The 19,619-nt window shown below is 52.9% G+C and carries 14 protein-coding genes and 2 pseudogenes; 4 read left to right on the forward strand and 12 right to left on the reverse strand.

Annotated features, from left to right (window positions below):
• Positions 1–93 precede the first annotated feature (93 nt).
• Positions 94–1,537: pseudogene (locus ENTHG_RS21790) on the forward strand (MFS transporter).
• 290 nt (positions 1,538–1,827) lie between these two features.
• On the opposite strand, the gene ENTHG_RS21795 reads toward ENTHG_RS21790, so the two are convergent.
• Together ENTHG_RS21795 and ENTHG_RS23810 are read right to left on the reverse strand one after the other, a co-directional pair.
• Positions 1,828–3,105 (reverse strand): McrC family protein, encoded by a 1,278-nt coding sequence (locus ENTHG_RS21795; protein ID WP_044184956.1) that lies wholly within the window; start codon positions 3,103–3,105, stop codon positions 1,828–1,830.
• Positions 3,102–4,784 carry an McrB family protein gene (locus ENTHG_RS23810; RefSeq protein ID WP_052332758.1) on the reverse strand — a complete coding sequence of 561 codons (1,683 nt, stop codon included), beginning with the start codon at positions 4,782–4,784 and terminating at the stop codon, positions 3,102–3,104. The genes ENTHG_RS21795 and ENTHG_RS23810 overlap by 4 nt, the downstream gene beginning before the upstream one ends.
• A gap of 269 nt (positions 4,785–5,053) precedes the next feature.
• On the opposite strand from ENTHG_RS23810, the gene ENTHG_RS21805 reads away from it, so the two are divergent.
• Positions 5,054–6,376 carry a sensor domain-containing diguanylate cyclase gene (locus ENTHG_RS21805; protein WP_052332759.1) on the forward strand — a complete coding sequence of 441 codons (1,323 nt, stop codon included), beginning with the start codon at positions 5,054–5,056 and terminating at the stop codon, positions 6,374–6,376.
• Positions 6,377–6,637: 261 nt separating this feature from the next.
• On the opposite strand, the gene ENTHG_RS21810 is transcribed toward ENTHG_RS21805, so the two are convergent.
• From ENTHG_RS21810 to ENTHG_RS21835, 6 genes are all read right to left on the reverse strand, one after another.
• Positions 6,638–6,880 carry a biofilm development regulator YmgB/AriR family protein gene (locus ENTHG_RS21810; RefSeq protein WP_052332760.1) on the reverse strand — a complete coding sequence of 81 codons (243 nt, stop codon included), beginning with the start codon at positions 6,878–6,880 and terminating at the stop codon, positions 6,638–6,640.
• A 252-nt stretch (positions 6,881–7,132) separates the two neighbouring features.
• Positions 7,133–9,682, reverse strand: coding sequence for a fimbria/pilus outer membrane usher protein (locus ENTHG_RS21815; RefSeq protein ID WP_081653663.1), 2,550 nt, complete (start codon positions 9,680–9,682; stop codon positions 7,133–7,135).
• 159 nt (positions 9,683–9,841) lie between these two features.
• Positions 9,842–10,567: a fimbrial biogenesis chaperone gene (locus ENTHG_RS21820; protein ID WP_044185209.1), complete on the reverse strand. Its 726-nt coding sequence runs from the start codon at positions 10,565–10,567 to the stop codon at positions 9,842–9,844.
• Positions 10,568–10,625: 58 nt separating this feature from the next.
• On the reverse strand, positions 10,626–11,216 hold the full coding sequence (locus ENTHG_RS21825) for a fimbrial protein (RefSeq protein ID WP_044184965.1): 591 nt from the start codon (positions 11,214–11,216) through the stop codon (positions 10,626–10,628).
• Between the two features lie 194 nt (positions 11,217–11,410).
• Positions 11,411–11,866 carry a winged helix-turn-helix domain-containing protein gene (locus tag ENTHG_RS21830; protein WP_081653659.1) on the reverse strand — a complete coding sequence of 152 codons (456 nt, stop codon included), beginning with the start codon at positions 11,864–11,866 and terminating at the stop codon, positions 11,411–11,413.
• A gap of 547 nt (positions 11,867–12,413) precedes the next feature.
• Positions 12,414–13,652, reverse strand: a complete 1,239-nt coding sequence (locus tag ENTHG_RS21835; protein WP_044184968.1) for an EAL and HDOD domain-containing protein — start codon at positions 13,650–13,652, stop codon at positions 12,414–12,416.
• 435 nt (positions 13,653–14,087) lie between these two features.
• On the opposite strand from ENTHG_RS21835, the gene ENTHG_RS21840 reads away from it, so the two are divergent.
• The gene (locus ENTHG_RS21840; protein WP_044184971.1) at positions 14,088–14,606 is read left to right on the forward strand and encodes a cupin domain-containing protein; all 519 of its coding nucleotides are present in this window, start codon (positions 14,088–14,090) and stop codon (positions 14,604–14,606) included.
• Positions 14,607–15,002: 396 nt separating this feature from the next.
• On the opposite strand, the gene ENTHG_RS21845 is transcribed toward ENTHG_RS21840, so the two are convergent.
• From ENTHG_RS21845 to ENTHG_RS21860, 4 genes and pseudogenes are all read right to left on the reverse strand, one after another.
• A complete protein-coding gene (locus tag ENTHG_RS21845; protein ID WP_044184973.1) occupies positions 15,003–15,767 on the reverse strand; it encodes a GGDEF domain-containing protein in 765 nt (254 codons plus the stop codon).
• Positions 15,761–16,178: pseudogene (locus ENTHG_RS21850) on the reverse strand (DUF1987 domain-containing protein). The gene ENTHG_RS21845 and the pseudogene ENTHG_RS21850 overlap by 7 nt, the downstream one beginning before the upstream one ends.
• Complete coding sequence (locus tag ENTHG_RS21855) at positions 16,171–16,752, reverse strand: SiaB family protein kinase (protein ID WP_425325309.1); 582 nt, start codon at positions 16,750–16,752, stop codon at positions 16,171–16,173. Before ENTHG_RS21855 ends, ENTHG_RS21850 begins: the two are co-directional and overlap by 8 nt.
• 8 nt (positions 16,753–16,760) lie before the next feature.
• Complete coding sequence (locus ENTHG_RS21860) at positions 16,761–17,969, reverse strand: SpoIIE family protein phosphatase (protein WP_044184980.1); 1,209 nt, start codon at positions 17,967–17,969, stop codon at positions 16,761–16,763.
• Between the two features lie 515 nt (positions 17,970–18,484).
• On the opposite strand from ENTHG_RS21860, the gene ENTHG_RS21865 reads away from it, so the two are divergent.
• Complete coding sequence (locus tag ENTHG_RS21865) at positions 18,485–19,570, forward strand: YncE family protein (protein ID WP_044184983.1); 1,086 nt, start codon at positions 18,485–18,487, stop codon at positions 19,568–19,570.
• Positions 19,571–19,619: the final 49 nt, after the last annotated feature.

Below are 19,619 nucleotides of genomic sequence, written 5' to 3' on the forward strand. Positions count from 1 at the left end.
GTTAACCGTAGGCTGCGGTTTTTGGTATAACAACTTTTTACTGTTGTCAGGCCTGTTTAGTGCAGTGGGGAGTTTCCATGCTGAGGACGCGATATGGCCTCGTCTGATACCCGGACAGAAAACGCCGCAGAAAAGAGCGGCTCCGGGCGCATCTCCGGGGTGGCGCTGCTGGTGGCCAGCGCATTTTTTTATGGAGTTTCTGGACGGCACCGTTATTGCCACCGCGCTGCCGGATATGGCAAAAGCGTTTGGCGTGTCGGCCATCGATCTGAATATCGGTATCAGCGCCTACCTGCTGACGTTAGCGATGCTTATCCCCGCCAGCGGCTGGGTGGCGGAGCGTTTTGGCGCACGCACTGTTTTCAGCCTGGCGCTGCTGATTTTTACCGTCGCTTCGTTATTTTGCGGCCTGACGGAAAGCGTAACCGGCTTTGTCCTGATGCGGGTGCTGCAGGGTATCGGCGGGGCGATGATGGTGCCGGTCGGGCGGCTGGTGGTGCTGCGCACCACCCCTAAAGATCAGCTCATCAAAGCCATTGCCACCCTGACCTGGCCCGCGCTGGTGGCGCCGATTATCGGCCCGCCGTTGGGTGGTTTTATTACGACCTATGCCAGCTGGCACTGGATCTTCTTTTTGAATGTGCCGCTGGGGCTGGTGGCGATTGTGCTGGCGATGCGTATGATGCCCGGCCTGTCGGCAGAGGAAAAACGACCCTTTGACGTGGTGGGATTCACGGCGACGGGGCTAACCATGCTCTGCCTGGTCTGCGGGCTGGAGATGCTCAGCCAGCAGCAGGTTAGCCTGCTGAGCGCCGCTGCGACTATCGTGGCGGGCCTGCTGGCGCTGTGGTGGAGTATTCGCCACTTGCAGCGTGCGTCCGCGCCGCTTATCGACCTGGCCTCTTTGCGGGTTCCGTCATTTCGCATCACCATGCGCGGCGGTTTTCTGCTGCGCGCCACCATCAGCTCCGCCCCTTTTATGCTGCCTTTGATGTTCCAGGTAGGGTTCGGCATGAGCGCTTTCGAGGCGGGCTCGCTGGTGCTGGCGGTCTTTGCCGGGAACCTGGCGATGAAGCCTGCCACCACGCCGCTTATCCGCCGTTTCGGGTTTCGCACTCTGCTCATCGGCAACGGCGTCATCTGTGTACTGTCGCTCTTTTTCTGCGCCTTTCTGGCCCCGGACTCGCCGCAGATGTTAACGCTGGCGCTGTTGTTTATTGGGGGCCTCAGCCGCTCCATGCAGTTTACCGGGATCAGTTCGCTGGCCTTTGCCGAGGTGCCCGCCGCTCAGATGAGCTCTGCCAATACGCTGTTTAGCACCTCCCTCCAGCTGGCGAGCGGGCTTGGCGTTACCCTCGGGGCGCTGAGCATCCGCGCTGGCGCGTTATTGACCGACTGGCTGGGCTACGCCGATATACAGGGGATGGCCTTTAAGCTCGGGTTTGTGATTATTGCGCTGATTACCGCTGTCGGTTTGTATGACATCACCCGTCTGGAGGCCGCCGCGGGGAGCAACGTTTCCCGCAAGACGCGCTAAAAGGAGCGATATTGTCCGGGTAAGCGCACCGGGGTTGTCCCGGATGCGGCGTTGCCTTATCCGGGCTACGAAACCCACGTCGCTGCACGATTTGTAGCCCGGGAAAGCGCCAGCGCACCCGGAGGTTCCCCGGATGCGGCGTTGCCTTATCCGGGCTACGAAACCCACGTCGCTGCACGATTTGTAGCCCGGGAAAGCGTCAGCGCACCCGGGATTCCCGGCTGCGGCGTTGCCTTATCCGGGCTACGAAACCCACGTCGCTGCACGATTTGTAGCCCGGGTAAGCGTCATTAAGCTGGTGCGATTAACGGCAGCGTATGGTCATCCGGGCGCAGCAGTTCATCGCGGTCAAGATCGAAAGGCCAGACGTGCAGCGTCAGCGCATCGTTAAACAGAAAAGGCTTTAGCGGCGCGGGGAAGATATCGGTTTGCGGATAGATTAATACCATCTCTCCGCGGCCTGCCTGCCAGGTCTGCCCGTAGGCGAACATCTGGTAAAAATCCTGCTGACTCAGGTCGTACTTTGTTTTTCGCGCGCTGGCATCCACCCGCTTCCATTTCGTATCCAGCACCCACTTCTCTTTGCCGCGCTCAATTAACAGGTCGGGCTTAAGCCGGAAAATGTGGCTGCCGTCGTGCCGACAAAAAGTGTGGCTTGCCACCTGCGTGCGCAGGCTGGCATCCGACTCAAGCTGGTTTTTCAGCTGTTTCGCTACGTGCTGCTCAAACAGCCGCTCCATTGGGAACAGCAGGCTGATGCCCTGCGTCGCACCCTGGATCGCCAGCGGCATATGCTCACCAAGAATCAGCTCGCACCACGGACGCACCGGCTGGTAATGCGCCAGTAAACGATCGTCGCGCCAGCGGGAGAAATCCAGCTGCACCTGCCTGCTGGGAGCGATCTCCTGCATCATTGTGCGCAGTTCATGCGCCAGCCGCCAGTTATCCGCCTCTTTTGCCTGCCGGCAGACCTTATCCAGCGCCAGGCGCAGCAGGCGGTTTTCCGGCCGGTCAGGCAAGAAAAGGGCATGACGCAGATGAAAGCGGTGGCCCTTGCCTGGCGGCTGGCGTGCCTGCCGGGCCTGATCCAACTGGCCGCGCAGATAAGGCTGTTCCTCTTCGACCTGCTGATAATCGAAGCGCAGGCCGCGCTTAAGCAGACGGTCCAGCGCCAGCAAAAACTGGCGCATGACCCATTCAGTCAGCGGGAAACGAAACAGCGCCAGATCTGCCGCGCCGGTCTCCCGCCAGGGAAGGTTAAGCGCCGACGCGATCATTTTGCACAGCAGCGCCCGGCTTCTGGCCGGGTCGTCCTGCGCCTGGTGACGGGGAAGGATTTCGATATCCGTGCCGCAGGGGGTATGGATAATGCCGACATAGTTGTCGAGACGCAGCCAGCGTCGGTTCTCTATTTCTATCAGCCTTGCGCCCTGGCGGGTAAACCCGGCCTGTAGCTTGCAGAGCCAGTCAAAGGCGCTGCTGCTGATTTGCGCTTCATCGGCTGACGCGGTGACTTCCGAGGTCGTCAGGCGCGCATGCTCGCGAACCGTTATCCTCGTCTGTCTCACTCCGCCTCCCGCAGGATAAGCTGATAGCTTTCAATACGGCTGAAGGCGCTGGCATTGATCTGCCAGCGTCTGTCGCTCAACTCGCTCGCCACCTCTTTACCAAACAGTTTTTCCAGCGAGCTATCCTCCGTGGACGGCACGAGAAACCGCGGCGCGCTTTTGTCGCTATGTTGCCCGTTCAGCACCCAGTTAATGCGCTGCCAGTCTTCGAAAAAGTACTCCTGCAAGAGCGGCAGAACCTGATTGCGGAAGGTAAACGCCAGATTATCCAGCGTCGGTTCGGCGCACAGCGGCATAAACCAGGCATGGCCCAGGCAACGATCTCTGTCGAGTAAAACGTCGATACGCTGGTTCAGGGTGCGTAGCAGGCTGCCTACATTAACGCTGATATCCCCTTCGTGTATGGTGACGTTATCCAGCAGTTGTGGCTGCGGCAGCATTTCGGTAAAGGTAAAGCGGCGGCGTAACGCAATGTCCAGCCCGGCCAGCGAACGGTCGGCGGTATTCATAGTGCCGATGATATAAAGATTGTCCGGTACGCCGAATCGCGTTTTGGAATAGGGCAGCGTAACGGTCAGCGCCTCGCTCTGGCCCAGCCGTTTCGAGGGCTCAATAAGCGTGATCAGCTCGCCAAAAATGCGGGAGATGTTGCCCCGGTTGATTTCATCAACGATCAGGACCTGGGGTTGGAATGCCCCTGCACCGGTGCTTTGCGCTCGCTGGCAGGCCTTTTTGAAAATGCCGTCTTCAATACGGTATTCCAGCTGGCCGCGGCTATCCTCGCTCACGCCCGCGCGGATACCCTCCACAAAATCTTCATAGCTGAAGCTCTGATGAAAGGTGACAAAATCGATGCAGCCTTTGGCGACCCATTCATCAAAACGGGCTTTAAGCAGTCCGCGGTCGCTGGCGTGCTCCGCAAGGAAATCCGGGTCAAGGATCGCCAGCGCAAGGTTAACCGAGTGCCAGGTTTTGCCGGTGCCCGGCGCGCCGAAGAGGATCTGGTTTAGCGGCTGCTCAGGGGCAGAAACCGGGCGATCCTCATCTGTGACGATGATGTCGTCCAGGCTCTGTTCCTGGCTCTCTTCGCTTGCGCTCTCTTTCCACAGTTCAAGCCCGTACTGGATAAGTGGTTTACCGTTTCTGTTTTTCAGCAGCTCATGGTAACCCTGCAGGTGGTTAAGCGCGCGGTGTTCCGGGAGCAGCGCCTGTAGCGCCTGCAATTTGTAGATGGGTAAAACGCAGGGGTTATTATGATCCTGATAGATAAAAGCCAGCTTCCATTTCAATGCCGGTTCAAAATCCAGCGCCTGAATAAACGTCAGATTGCCTTCGCGCACCGCTTCAACGGTCATCAGAATGCGGGCTTTGATCGTCTCGAATGCCTCCTGCGCCGTGGCGCCATATTTATTTTTCCAGGAGTAACGTTCATCAGAAGAGATAAAGCCGCGTGCCCCTTTTGCCGGCGCTTTACGTTCATAGATGCCAAATTTCGAGGCATCCCCGCCCTTGATCGAGCCAAGAAAACGGCCATCGCCAAACTCCATCCAGTAGGCCAGCGTCGACTTATCCCCGACGCCGATATAGCGCTCCAGCGTCATCTCCTGCAACGCCGCCTGCGGCCATTCATTCAAAAAGTCAGCCAGAATCTGTTCTCGTTGTGCTGCTGTTACGTCCATTGGAATACCTGCGGGTTATCTAAAAGGTGTGTCACGCCATTATGCACACCGCTGTGACAGCCTGTGTCAGTGCCGTCTGGCTTTATCAAAAAGAAGGAATGCGCAAACGCATTGCGATTTTGTCTGAATGGTTATCGTTGCAACAAATTAGTAAAGCTTTAACATTCACCAAATGAATGATAGAAACTTTACTTTTGCAGCAGCGTGCAACAACGCGTCAACACCATTTGCCAGGCTGTCCGGGTAGTAGGGGCAGGCGGATAATAAACATGAGCGATAAAAATAAGCCGTTTCCTTTCCATGATATTGATGTGGAGCACCTTTATGCGCTGCTCAATCAGAACTCGGACTGGGTGTGGGAGGTTGATGCGCAGGGACGCTATACATGGGCTTCTGAGGTGGTCACCAGTTTACTGGGATACCCGCCAGAGGCGGTAATCGGTAAAACGCCTTTTGACTTTATGCCGCCAGCAGAAGCTGAGCGGGTCGGAAAAGCGTTTCTTGAGATAGTGCAGGAAAAACGGGCCTTTTCCGGGCTGGTGAACCGCAACAGGCGCGCCGATGGCCGCATTGTGGTACTGGAAACCAGCGGCATTCCATTGTTCGATAAAAATGGCGAGCTGCGCGGTTACCGCGGTGTGGATCGTAATATCTCGACTCTGGGCGAGCGCGTTTTGCAGCTGGAGACCATTTACGATACGACCCCTGTTGCCCTCTGCATGATTGACCGGCAGGGCCGACTGGTGATGTCCAACAAGGCAATGAGCCACCTCCTTAATAACGACGCTTCCGGCGTTACGGAGAGCCATCTTTCGCAGCTGATGCCGGACTTCTGGCACCTCTTTGAAGAGGATTTTGCGCTGGCGGATATGGATGAGTCGATACCAGGGCGGGAAATTATCTGGCACGATCGCTTCTATGACACGCATTCCGTTGCGGTGGCGGATGCGAGCAGTAACGTGGTGGGGCTGTCGATAACGTGGGTGGATATTACCGAGCGCCGCCAGGCAGAGCAAAAGCTGGCCGGGGCAAACCTGGTTTTGCAGCGCCATGCTCAGCACGATCATCTTACTGGTCTTTTTAACCGCCGTTATATGGATGAGTGCCTGCTGACGGAGGTCAGTCGTTCGTATCAAAGCCATCTACCGCTTTCTATCTGTCTGGTGGATATTGATTTCTTTAAGCTTTACAACGACAGTCAGGGGCATCAGGCGGGAGACGAATGCCTGCAACGGGTGGCAAAAGCGCTGGTTTCATCTCTTGAGCACCCTGACGATAACGTCAGCCGGTATGGCGGAGAGGAGTTCCTGGTGATCCTGCCCGATACCGACAGCGCCACGGCGCTGAAGGTTGCCGACCGTTTACGCGGACAGATCAATCAATTAAAGCTGCCTCACCTCGCCAGCCCGATGGGTTTTTTAACCATCAGCGTAGGGGTGGCGACTATGGATTGCCAGAGTCTGGCTGTGGAAGAGAGGCCGCAGCATATGATTGCCAGCGCGCTGATTAACAAAGCGGATACCGCACTCTATGCGGCCAAAAGGCAGGGCAGAAACCAGGTGGTGGCAGCGGGAAGGGTGACAGAGAGCTAGTCTGCGCGCCGGTCAAAAAATGCCCCTTCTGAAGGGAAATCCCTCTCTTCAGAAGGGGAGACCATATGGCCATTCGTTACAAAAGCTTATCCAACATAATGAGCGCAGCGGCAAAATCCAGTCTTATAAATAACTTTCATGAATAATCTGTATGCGATGAATTGGCTTATGAAATATAAGGGCTTATCGGGGCGGTGAAAAATTGGGCAATGGCGCAGCAAAAAGCCTCCACCTGACGGTGGAGGAATCGGGACACAAAAATTAAAGATCGTCCGGCGTAGCGCGGACGATGTATTCGAGAGCGTTGCGGTACAGATCCAGCTTCACGCTATCTTTCTCTGTTTCCAGCCTGACGATAAGCTCAAGAATAATATCTTTGTTATTTACTACTGTTTTTTTACTTAACAACTCTTTGCCGATGTAGGCAATAATTTGCTCTTCATAGCCCTGATCGGCGGGAAGAGGGGAACGTTCAGCCGCCAGCTCCGTATCATTAATACTCATCAAACATGCACCTGTATAAAAATACCAACGGCTCCCCCGCTGGAGAGCGTTTTGTTTTGCCAGATAAAATTAGACAGGGTTTTTCATCTTTACAAACCTGTGGCTTATAAAAATTAAAGAAAAAATAATATTTTTGATAACTTTTGGTTATATATCGGTGGGCAATCCCAGCATTCTCTGCCGAAGAATAAAAAAGCATCCGCAACGGGGACATTGCGGATGCTAAAAAGCGAACCAGATTGATACTGACAATCAGTGCACGCTGGCCAGTTCAGTACGCGAACCGTTAGGAGATGCCGGACCCTGAACAGGGTTACAGGGGCTGCTAAACTGCTGAATATAGCTGATTTTGCTCTCGTCTATGCCAGGGGCAAGCATATAGTTAACTTTACAGCTTGAGCCCACGTCGTTGCCCCATTTCACCAGCAGGGTGCCTTTATCTTCTTTTACGCGCGCGTAGATAGCGCCGGACTGGTTGACGATACCGACAGAGGTATTGTCTTCTGCCAGTACCTCAGCGCCGAACGGTAAGTTTTCACCAGCAAACGAAGAGGTAATGAGCACCGGCGTACCTTTATTGGTGTTGAATTTCACCTTCACGACTGCGCCAGCGCGCGGCGCGATTTTTTGCGAGGTGTTTTCAAACTCAACATTGATCGATGAACCTTCCGGGTCGATTGAAACTTCGTTCATCTGGTAAGCGGATAACGAAGGGAAGAGCGCGTAGCCAAAGCTGTCCACGGTCGTACCCGCGTAGCCAGCCATTTTTGCGCCTTTTGCATCTTTGGCTTCGATCAATGCATACGTATCGCTATTGTGAGGCGTGAAGGTGACGCCGCCTGAGTGAGCAACCACTGCGCCTGATAAGCCTAACGAGGTGCTGTTGTACCCTTTACCCGTACTATAGCTACCGTTGACAGTGGCCACGCTACCCGTCCAGCCAGCGCCCACGTTGGTCGAGGTGCCACCGTTGCTATCATGCGCGGCGCTCAGGTTATAGGTGTATTTGTTATTTTCACCGAAGGAGCCTGAGAGCATCGCCTGCTCGTTTTTACTGCCCTGATCGTCCTGGTTATAACGCAGGCTGAGGTAGGGCGCGCGCGTGTCCCAACCGTCCCACAGCGGGAAGGAGAGGTTTACATACCAGTTGGTTTGCTCTTCGCCGGTTGAGGTTTTTGACTTACCCACGTTGAGGCTGTAGTTCACACGTTTCCAGGTATTGGAATAGCCCATCTGGTATTGCTTGTTATAGCTGGTGTTACCATTCCAGTAATTTTCCAGCGTGGCGCTGACATAGATATTCCCCCACGTTTCAGGTAACCCCTGATTGAGGCTGACGGTGAAACGGTTTTTTGAGCGCCAGATGCTGTTTGGGTCATAGCCATCCCGAACCGCATCACGCGACTGAAGGGCGGTCAGCAAGTCCATGTAGTTCTTGGTGGAATAACGGTAAGCGGCGAGGGTAATATTACTGTTCGTTTCGTCAAACAGCTTGGTATAGCTGACGCGATAACTCTGGCCGGTTTTCTTACCGGCATTGCCGCCAAGATCGCTATGCGACTGGGTAGCATCAAAACTCACTGAACCCAACAGGCTACCTGTTGCTATCCCGAGCTGGTATGCCTGATAGTTTTCGCTTGCCTGCACACCGCCATAGAGAGTGAGTAAGTTCGTCAGGCCGCGTCTGTAGGTCGCTTCATAAAACATGGGCTCATCAGAGACGCCGCTGTCACGTACTTTCCCTGCAGTGACGCTATAACGGTGGGTATCAGGGCGAAGCAACTCAGCTATCGCGGCATAGGCCACGGTGTACTGCTGCGTGGAGCCGTCGGCTTCCTGAACGGTCACCTCAAGGTCGCCACCGTAGCCCATCGGATACAGGTCGTTAATAACAAACGCGCCCGGGGTAACCGTTGTTTCATAGATTATCGTGTTTAACTGCCTGACGGTAACCTTAGCGTTAGTTTTGGCAATACCGCGAATTTCCGGCGCATAGCCACGCTGAGACTCCGGCAGCATGCGTTCATCGCTGGCGAGCTGTGCGCCGGTAAAGGGGATTGAGTTAAATAACTGACCTGTGGTGTTGTATTCGCCCACAATAACGCGGCCACGGATAGCATTTATATCCCGCTGCACATAGGTATTGGTGGCGTTGTATTCGCCGCCAACGTCTTTTTGCCAGTTATAACCGCCGTTATGACGAAAATACCAGGCGCCAATATTCAGCCCGGCATTCAATGAGGCGTAGACCGAACGATAGTCACCACCTGAATCATACTGAGAGTCGTACGCATTAGCATAATAGCCAAGTGTTAGCGCCGGGATACCGCTGTCCCACAGCTCAGGGTTTACAGTACCGCGAGCAATTCGGTTAACGTAAATCTGCGGCACCTCAATATCCAACTGCTGTTCGTTACTGTCAAAGTCGAACTTCGATGCTGGCAATATTTTTTCCAGGTTGCCGCAGGTAGAAGGGCTGGCCAGGGCCTGCTTTACATCGTCCGGTAGTTTGTCTTCATTAAAGTTAATCAGCTGAATAAGGCGTGGGGTCAGGCAGGGGTAGACATAGTTATCCTCCCCGACTTTAAATTCCACATCTTCCTGGGCTACTTCATTATTATTGACGCGAATACTTACCCGGTACGTCCCCGGAGAGGCGCTGGAGCCATAGGAGAAACGGCTAAGGTCGACTTTACTGCCATCGTCCAGTCGCAACAGTTCGGATTCGAATTCAACGATATTACGTGCATAATCACGGGATTTATCGTCTTGCGTTTCTGCACCATATACAGGAAATGTCATCAGAAACATAAGAGCCAGAGGTGATAATCGACAATCCAGTATCGATTTCTTCTGATGATTAATGGTTGTTTTCATAAAATCTCCGAAGACGAATAATCCATCCATGATTAATATGAATTTATTATGATTTTTCTTCTTTATTAATGGCGGTGATACTTGTTATCGCTTAGCTTTATATGGTTGGTATCCGCCATAATCATTGATTATCGTATAGCTGATATTATCCAGGGAATTTATCTTGATTTTGGTTGATTTAAAAAACTCACTTGCGCCAGGGGCAAGCATTTTTCCGTCCATTGCATACTCCTGGCCGCCAGTTTTATAATTAATGCTCTTTATGGTGACATAGTAGCTTGACGGGTTGCTCACGCTCAGCCCATCGCTTTTCAATTCCCATTTCAGGTTTTCCGCAGCCTGAAAAGAGGTGCCGGGAAGATTATCCGGCCGGTAAAAAAGCTTAATGCGCGTGCGAAACGCGACATTCAATCGGCTGGTCTGGCCCCCACTCTCTTTGGGTTTGGCGGGAATTTCCAGAATATTCAGCCAAAAGACCGACTCTTTATCAGTGGGGAGGGTGGATGAGCCCAGGTAGCTAATTCGCAGAGTCTGGCCTTTCGAGGCGTCCACGCGGTTAATAGGCGGGGTAAGAACAAAGGGTACTGCTGTTTTTGCAGACGCATCCTTCGCTTCGCCTGCGTCAATCCAGCTCTGAATTAACACGGGAACCTGGTTATTATTCGTGAGTTTAACCGTAACCTCTTTTTTCCCGGCTTTATATATTACGCGGGTTCCCTCAACCACAATGCTTGCCGACGCTGTGCTGCTTAAACCAAACCCCAGCGCGGAAAGTAATGCGACAACGATGATTTTTGCGTAATGAAACATATCCAGTTCCTTTGAATAATAAAAGGTAGCAAGCATCGCTTGCTACCTGTTTGCTCAATTAGCGATATACCAGGTCGAAAGCAACTTCGCCTTTTACGTCACCTGGGGTGGCGCCGCCAGCAACGGATTTATATTGCACAGCGTAAGGCAGGCTAACCGAGCCATTTGGAGAAGTACCGGTAATAGCTACGAATTCGTTGCCGCCGCTAGCTTCCATCTGGCTCGCAAAGCCTGCTTTGATGGTGTTGTTGTTGGTACCATCAACCAGCTCAAGCTGAACTTTAGTTGCCACAGCACTACCTGATGCGATGTTATTCAGCAGACCGTTTGTTGAGTCAACGTTGTTTGCATCCGGTTTAAAGTATGCAGCAACTTTGCTCGGCTGACCGGTGCCGCCAAAGTTCTGGCAGTTGCTGGTTTTCAGGATGAACTGAGTTTTACCTGCAACAGAGTTGGTAGCGCTGAGTGCAGCTTTGGATACCGGCGGCAGATCAACAGTGGTTACCGTACCGGCACCATTATCGATAACTACGTCACAGGTCGCATCGGTAACTTCACCCTCGAATTTGATAGTGCCGCTGTTAGCGTGAGCGTAACCAACCAGAGACAGCGCAGATACAATAGATGCAGCTAAAAGTACTTTCTTCATAAATATTCCCTTTGATATGAACTAAACAACCTTTGTTTACAAATAATAACCAGCTTGCACTGATTGTTATTTTCTTCCTTATTAACGACGGGGAATCCCGCTTCCTTCTTGTGTTAATAATACTTTTTAAGCAGTTAATACTGCCGGGCTGAATTGCTGCATTACATCGCTTATTTGCGCCCGATTAAATTTGCTTATTCAGATAGCGTGGCTGAAAATTTCTGGTTTGTTTTTGACTGTTTTGGTAACCAGCTATTTTCAGACTGCGCATATGGGCGTTCTTTGCAATACAGCTCGAGGACTTTGTCTTCGGCAATCGTATAACCCTGGCCGGTAATGCGCAGAATGAAATCATCCGACAGGCCGACCTGCGCCAGTTTACGCTTAAGGTTATTCATTACCTGCCACAGGCGCTGGCTTGAGCAGCTCAGACCGTTCTTTTCCCACACCTGAATTTGCAGGGTCTTATCAGGGACAATTTCACCGACGGCATTCGCCAGCAGGAACTCCAGCAGGTTCGCCATTGTGGGCCTGAGAAATTTAATAGCATTCCCCTGTGCCTCGGGGCGCATCAGGCATCTTTTGAATGGCAGAAACTCAACTTCTTTGTGTTCGCCAAGACGATATCCATACACTGTTAGTTTGACCATTATCCCTAACCTCCCTCCTTATCCTGGAAGGTGTGACCAGGACTGATTGGCTCTCCCGCCGGCCTGGTCAGAAATCTTCACGTTGCTGCTGCGGTGAATCTTATTGATTTTCGGGTTCGTTATTCAACTTTATTTCATCAGGTGGTGAAGGCAAGATCTAATGCTGATTAATTGTGTGTAACTAGTGTAAAATTTTGTTTAGGATGTAACGGCGGGATTTTTGCAATGTTTAAGGGATGAGAAATGCTAAGAAAACCACATAATTCAGATCATTTTTAGCTAAAATAAATCATCTTTTTTTGTATGAATAAACAGTGGTAAATTCTTAATGTTGAATTTATGTTATAAAAATAACTTTAAGAATTTTCCTGATTTATACTAAGTAATTACATATTGATTGGCGCAATGTATTTCAGTGAGTGATGAATAATAGCGGTTCCTGTAACAATTCGAAAGAAACAATGTACGCCAGGGCATTATTAATTTCTTTTTAAGCGCCACTTAAAAAGAAATTAAAGGGGGAATGAGCCTTTGCGCGGCTGGTCTCTTACCGAACAGCGCTGCCGGGTATCTCTTCCGCCCATCCGGTCGCGGTGGTCATCATCTCCGCCACCACGCTGCGATTAAACCCAAGCCGGTGACCCAGGGCGCTCACCTCTTCCCACTGATGGCGCTCGTACAATTCTGCAAGCTGCAGTAGCGGATAGAGAGGGCCACGCTTATCGCGCAGGGCCATCATGACGTTTGCAGAGACGTCAATCTGGCTAATCAGATCCGCCATGGGCATTTCAAAAATGTCAGCGAGCTGGGAGAACAGGCCAACAATAAAAGCATCGTCTGACGAATGCCGACTGACCGAGCGGGCGGCGGCAAGTTCGCAGAATTTCGCCCTGATCAGGCAGCGGTGGTAGATTTCATCGGTTTGCCCCACGTTGACGGAGGTCAGGCAGGCGACCAGTACAAAGCGGCGCAGCTCGTTGGTGCCCAAATAAAAAATAATGTCTTTTAAGGACTGGCTGCGCATGCTTTTGATGCCCCGGGCGTTAAAAACGATGTTCTGGGCATAGCGCATCAGTTTAAACGAGAGCGCCAGATCCTGTTTCAGCAGCGCCTCTATCTTGCCGAAGTCAGGCGTATCGGCGTTAACCTCTTTCATCAGCCGCAACGTTACCGATTGATTCTGTATCAGCTTGTTATTCGCGTGCATAACCGGCTTGCTAAAGAAGTGCCCCTGGAAGAGGGTGCAGCCGATGCTTTTATAGCGCTCGTACTCCTCGCGGGTCTCTACTTTTTCGGCGAGAAAGACGGTGTTTTGCAAAAGCGCCGTTTTGCTCTTTATATACTCTTCAATTTCCTGGGCCGTATTTACCCGCACATCAAATTTAATAATGCTAACGAAAGGCAGAAAATCATCCCACAGAGAACCAAGCTCGAAATCGTCCAGCGCAATGCGAAAGCCCTGTTGATGAAGCTTCTTAACGGTTTTTAACAGGCGCGGCGTCGGTTCTGCGGTCTCAAGGATCTCGACGATAACGCGATCTTTCGGCAATGTTTCCGCCATGCCCTGTACCAGTAGCTCGTAAGGGAAGTTGACGAAAATCGCACTGTACTCTTTAAGGCGGCCTAATGGCGCGCCAAGAAACTGTTCCACGATGATTTGCGCAGTGGCGTATTCAGGCGTGACGTTCGGAAACCGGTTCGTCATGCTGTCTCTGAACAGCAGTTCGTAACCGACCGTGTTCATATTTTCATCGAAAATCGCCTGGCGGGCGACAAAAGAAAACATTCGATACCTCTGGAGTTGCCCGCGCCTGACAAAACCGGCGAACCCTGTTCGTCGGTTAATCCTCTTTCATTTTCCTGAGCGATACGCTGAAAGCCTGACGAGAAATGGCCCACTCGATGGACCGTACCTTTTGTAAACTTCTGAGTAACTTAAGTCAAACCTCTTATGCATTGAACACCTAATTTCGGAAAGCGTCATTAGCTATTTCCGCACAGTGTGTAATAGCACATTTGCCCCGCCAGCCGCCTGCTCTGGCAAAGTATATTCTCTCTCATTGTGACTGATGCCTCCCTTGCAGGAAATAAAAATCATTCCAGCAGGCGCGAGCATGCTCATATAACCCGCATGTATGCTTCGAGAGAATCATTTTGCCTTACACCGAACGCGACGCTTTCTTCTAACCTGAAGTATGGGCTGAAATTTCTGGAGGGTGTGATGACGGATTCAATTCAACATGATGGTGGGCCAGAGGTGCAGGCTCTGATGCTTGCCCCCAGCGCGTGGGTGCCTAACAACCCCAGCTTACCGGTACTGTTCTACCGCCAGGCGATATCAGGCGAGGTCAATGCGCAGGCGGCCCAGCGGCTGTTTGCCCGCAATGGCTGGCCGCCGCAATGGGTAAACGGCGTGTTTGATTATCATCATTACCATAGCGCGGCGCATGAAGTGCTGGCCTTTGTGGCGGGCGAAGCCCGGCTTTTATTGGGCGGCCCGGGAGGGCAGGAGATAACCGTGCGCGCGGGTGATGTGGTGTTACTGCCTGCCGGCACTGGCCATTGCAATTTAGGCAGCAGCGCTGATTTTTCTGTGGTTGGGGCTTATCCGCCAGGGCAGGAGGCGGATATCTGCCGGGAAGCGCCAACGCCGCAGATGCTGGCTTCTATCGCAGCGACGCCGTTCCCGGACAGCGATCCTGTACTGGGCTCTGCCGGGCCATTACGTAAAAAAGGCTGACGCCGTCTGGCCAGGAATTTTCTTGTTTTGTGGCAGCGGCTTCGTTTCCCTTCTATTCTGAAAGGGCATCGACATGTAAGCTCTCTGAGTATGCAAAGTTGGATAAAAGGTTTGGACATGTTGCGGCCAGTTCGGATGAACTGGCTTTTTTTTTGATATTTATTGCTTATTTTTTGGCTCGTTTGGGAAAATATGATCCCTATCATAAATCCGTAAATCTACGACAACAGGTGTATTGATCGGACAATTCCGATGGACTACTATGGCCCTACCCCAGACAGAGCTAACGCCACAGCATAGTGAGTGCCGGAGATAAGCGCCGGGGGGCCTAAACAACCTTGATTGATTTGTTCGAGTTAAAACACCAGGCCCTGGCATTTGCCAGGGCTTACTGCTTCAGCGCGCCAGCGCCACCTTACAAGCCGTGTTTTCAGGCTGGCAAAAAAAATCCTCATGCAGCGCCACCTGGTTGCGTCCCCGCTTTTTCGCCGTATACAACGCCGCATCCGCCGCCCCGTACAGCGTTTCAAAATCGCTATTTTTCCGCCCGAGACTCACGCCAAAGCTGGCCGTGACGCTTCTTCCCGGCAGCGCATCCAGCGTGGAGGCGTTAAGTGAAGAGTGAATATAGCTGGCAATGATCATCGCATCTTCCAGCCGCGCTTCTGGCAGGAGAATGGTGAACTCCTCGCCGCCAACGCGGCCAATGGCGGCGCTTTGCGGCAGGGCCTTGCGAATGCGGGAAACCAGTGCGCAGATGACACGATCGCCGGTCGGGTGACCGTATTCATCGTTAATACGCTTGAAGTGATCAATATCGAGCAGGATTAGCGCCACATTCGCCTGCGTCAGCGCGCGATTGATCAGATTAATGATCGCGCTGCGGTTGAAGACGGCGGTCAGCGGATCGTGGGTGGCTTCATATTCCAGCTGCGCCGCCAGCTTTTGCAACTGCTCGTTCATGCGGTTCAGTTCCCGCTCCGCGCGATCGCTTCTGCTAATCAGCCGGTAAGATTCGCGGATCAGTCGCTGGTAATGCTTTGCCACCAGCCACAGTTTTTCGCGGCAGGCGTCGGCAGGGAGCTGGCTATCCGCCGCGGCAAGGCGAGCATCTTCGAGAACGGAATATTCCTCCTTGAATAGCTCGTTAATATCTAGCATGCATCAAGATCCGCAATAAGAAAGACGGTCAGGGAAGGGAAGTCGACACAGAGCTCCTGACCGAACTCCTCGGAAATGTCGTCCTCCGCGTCGAAATACCAGTGCAGCTCGCAGGGGACGCCGCGTCTGGCAAAGCCATTGAGGCATTCAAACAGCTCAAAAAGCAGCTTTGTGCTGGAGCTGTTGAAGTAGCTCAGGGCGACATGCAGCCGCACCGGCTCCTGGGAGGACGATTTTTCCTGCAGCCAGTTTTCAATTGCCTGCAACAGCGGGCGGAAAAAATGCGGCGGCGTTCTCCGGATATGCTTCACCTTTAAGCACCAGACGATGCGCTGCAAAATCGAAATTCACTTCCGGTGTGGCCTGCGTTGCGGGCAGGATGATGGCAGGAGCCAGGGTCATATCACTCATGACAAAAGGTCGCCTTTAGGTGAAAAGCGGACAGCGAGCTGGCCGCCAGTGGTTGAATGCGATATTCCAGCGGTTCACTGGTATCCCGCGCCATGGTCAATAAACCGATATTCGCCCCTTTGCTGGTGGCGGGCGCTTCGCTGCGCAGCCCCTGTTTCCAGGCGTTTCGAATCTCCGCCTGGCTCATTGTGCGCAATACTTCCAGGTTGGTGGACAGCAGGGAAGAGGCTTCCGGGCCGACAAGATTGGCGGTTTCGAGATAGTAGTTCATCCGGTCGGTGTGAAAGCAGAGCGAGCCAAACCGCAGCTCATCCTGGCCGGTGCATAAAAAGCGTTCGTCCGAGGAGTAGCGCACAATATTCTGCCCCATCTCAATAAAGACAGAGAAGAGTTTGCGGCGCATCGCGGACGAAGCCTCGTTTTTATCCAGCCAGCAGCGGATCACGTCACCCATAGAGACAATATGCTGCTGGGAGAAGTAGCCCGTATAGAAAAGCTCGACAGCACTCTGGCGCTGTAGCGTGAAAAGGGGTAACAGAATGGCTTCTTTGACCTGCAGGTCGTTTATCTTCATTGCGTTTATCACCAGCGAAAACCAAACCATGCCATATCGTCACGAGACGGCTGCTTACCCTGCCATTCATGAAGCGCATGGCGCAGCGCCTCTGAGACGGATGACATAGGTAACGCGCGCTGCTGTAACAACAGTGACTGAATGCGTTTCTTACCAAACATAATGTCGCGCGGGCCGCCAATCTGATCCGTTACCCCATCGGTAGCGATCAGCAGGCTGTCGCCCCGCCGCAGCGGGCGCTGGTGGCGGCGCCACGGATAGTCGTGCGCCGTATCGCTATAGCCAATGCCCTTACGATCGCTGTCCAGTACCGTGACGGCGTCTTCATCGGCCGCCAGCAAAAAGGCGTGCATACGGGCGCCGGACCAGATGAGCTGCTCGTGTTGCGTATCAACAAAGACGGCAATTGCGTCACAGCCGTCATTTGACTGGCCCATATCTCCCGTGGGATGGCTCTGGCTAAGCGTCTGCTTAATGTAGTGATTGATGGCCGCCAGCAAACGATCGGGCTCGTCAGGCGGACAAAGGGTAAGCGCCTTTTCCAGCGCTGAAGAGAAAATAAAGGTCATAAACGCGCCGGGGACGCCGTGGCCGGTACAGTCCGCCAGCACCAGTAGCCAGCCGTTTTCATAACGCTGAAATGCATAAATATCGCCGCCCACGCAGTCACGAGGGTGCCAGTACAGGCACCAGTCGGCCAGCGCCTGTTCAATATTTTGCCGTGAGCGGTTGAGCATCGACTCCTGAATAATTCTCGCGTACTCAATGCTTTGCATTATCTGCATATGCTGTTTGGCCTGCAGATCGGAAACTGTGCGGATAAGATCCAGCCCCAGCCCGATACCGATGTACTGATTTTCTTCGGTCAGGATGAAGCCTTCGGTTATGGCTTTATCACCGGTTTCAACCACCCGTTCGGCAAGGAAGTCCAGCCCGGCGCCGGCATCAACAATCAGCGGCGTTTTGTCCATAAAGGCAATACAGCTTTTTTGGTCATAAAGTTCATGAAAGAAAGGGCGGCTCATCTGGGAGAGAAAAATATGGCGATTAATCATGCCGATAGGACGGTTTTGCTCAAGGACCGGTAAGCCAATCAGCGATTTATGCTCGCTAAACATCGACATGACCTGCACGTTATTCGCCTCGGGCGTGACGTGCGGCACATCAATGCGCAGTACCCCTGCGGTGAGCTGGCGCGATGAAAGCGGTATATCCATGATCCTCTGAACTCCCTGAATAAGAATAATCTGAGGATAAAGATCGATTATGACGGTTTGATTTCAACCGTGAGCGGGAAACTATTACGGTAGATTATTGTTCCCAAAGGTAAATTTTTCCCACGCTGCCGCAGGCAAAAAAAAAGCCCGCCTGAAAGGCGGGCAAGTAATACTGGAAGCAATGTGAGCAATGTCGTACCGAATACCTGAGTGATTAACTCAACTATTCGGTGATGAGAAAGATAATCTTTATCATCTTACTTATCAACCCCGAATTTCCTGGGGAAATCCTGGCGCGGCTGCGCCTGGGCTTTTCATCCGCCTTTTCACCCACCTTCTACGCGCGCGATAACACTTGATCGATAAAAAAGAATGCGTATAGTTCTCATTCTTTTTAGTGTTAACGGGCGGAGCAGGGAATTTCCCGTAAAAACAGTGGGCGTAAACGCTTACAGGGAACACTGAAATCATGGCGCACGCGCCTTTATGACTTTAACGGTAAAGGACTTTCCCCGATGAAAATGAAAACCTCCGCCCTGGCGCTGATGGCGGCCATAATGCTGGCGGGCTGCACGTCGCACTCCGCAAGCCAGCCGAAAACCGTTGCCGCTGCGCAAAAACCGGCAGCGCCGCAAACCGCAGGCAATGTGCAAAAGCGCGACCTGGCGAGCGGCCTGTATGAAATGGCGCTCAGCCCGAAAGGCGATGCGCTGTATGTCGCCAGTGCAGAAGGGTTTAAAGACGTGCAGGGCGGGGTAATTTATAAGCTCGATCCGGCCAGCCTGAAAACGATCGGCGCAACCCATACGGATCTGAAAAATTTCGGGATGGCCATTGCCGAAGACGGTAAAACCCTTTACGTCACCAATTCGCTGGACGGCGGCGTGAGCGCCGTGGACACCAGCAACGGTAAAGTCCTGAATCGCGTTCTCTTCCCTGAGCGTAATAAGGAAGGCTTCCCCTATGGCGCGCGTGAAGTTCTGTTACACAACGGCCTGCTCTATGTTGGCGCGGTGGGCGACCCGGCGCTGGTATGGGTGGTCGACGCCAAAACCATGAAGCTGAAAACGCGTATTAAAAATGCAGGCAAGTGGGTAACCGGGCTGCACTGGTCGCCGCAGACGCAGCGCTTGTATGTGGCCAACGGCGGGGGCGAGGTTCTGGTTATTAACCCGCGTACCAGCCGCATTGAGCAACGCTGGAAACCGCTCGGCGATAAACCCGCGCTGCTGCTGAATATTGCCGAAGATAGTGAAACGGGCCGCCTGTTCGTTACCGATAACTCTAAAGCTAAGGCCACGCTGGTGCTGGATATTCACTCCGGGCAGCTGGTTAAGACCCTGCCGGGCGATGCGCTGGCGGTAAAATTCAACCCCAAACGGCACGAGATCTATATCACCCAGCGTGAGTCGGGCACGGTCCTGAGCCTGGATGCCACAAGCTATGCGGTGAAAAAGCGCTGGGATCTGCAACCGAATCCGAACAGCCTGCTGCTCTCCGCCGACGGCCAGACGCTGTATGTGACGGTAAAACAGCCGTTTAACAAAGACCACTCAACTAACGGGCCGGACAGCATTGTCCGTCTCTCCCTGAATCAATAAAAAATCCGGCCCGGCGACGGGCCTTTTCCTTTTTGCCTTAATGACGAGT

The sequence above is a fragment of the Phytobacter massiliensis JC163 genome, assembly GCF_000321045.1.
Lineage (GTDB): Bacteria > Pseudomonadota > Gammaproteobacteria > Enterobacterales > Enterobacteriaceae > Phytobacter_A > Phytobacter_A massiliensis.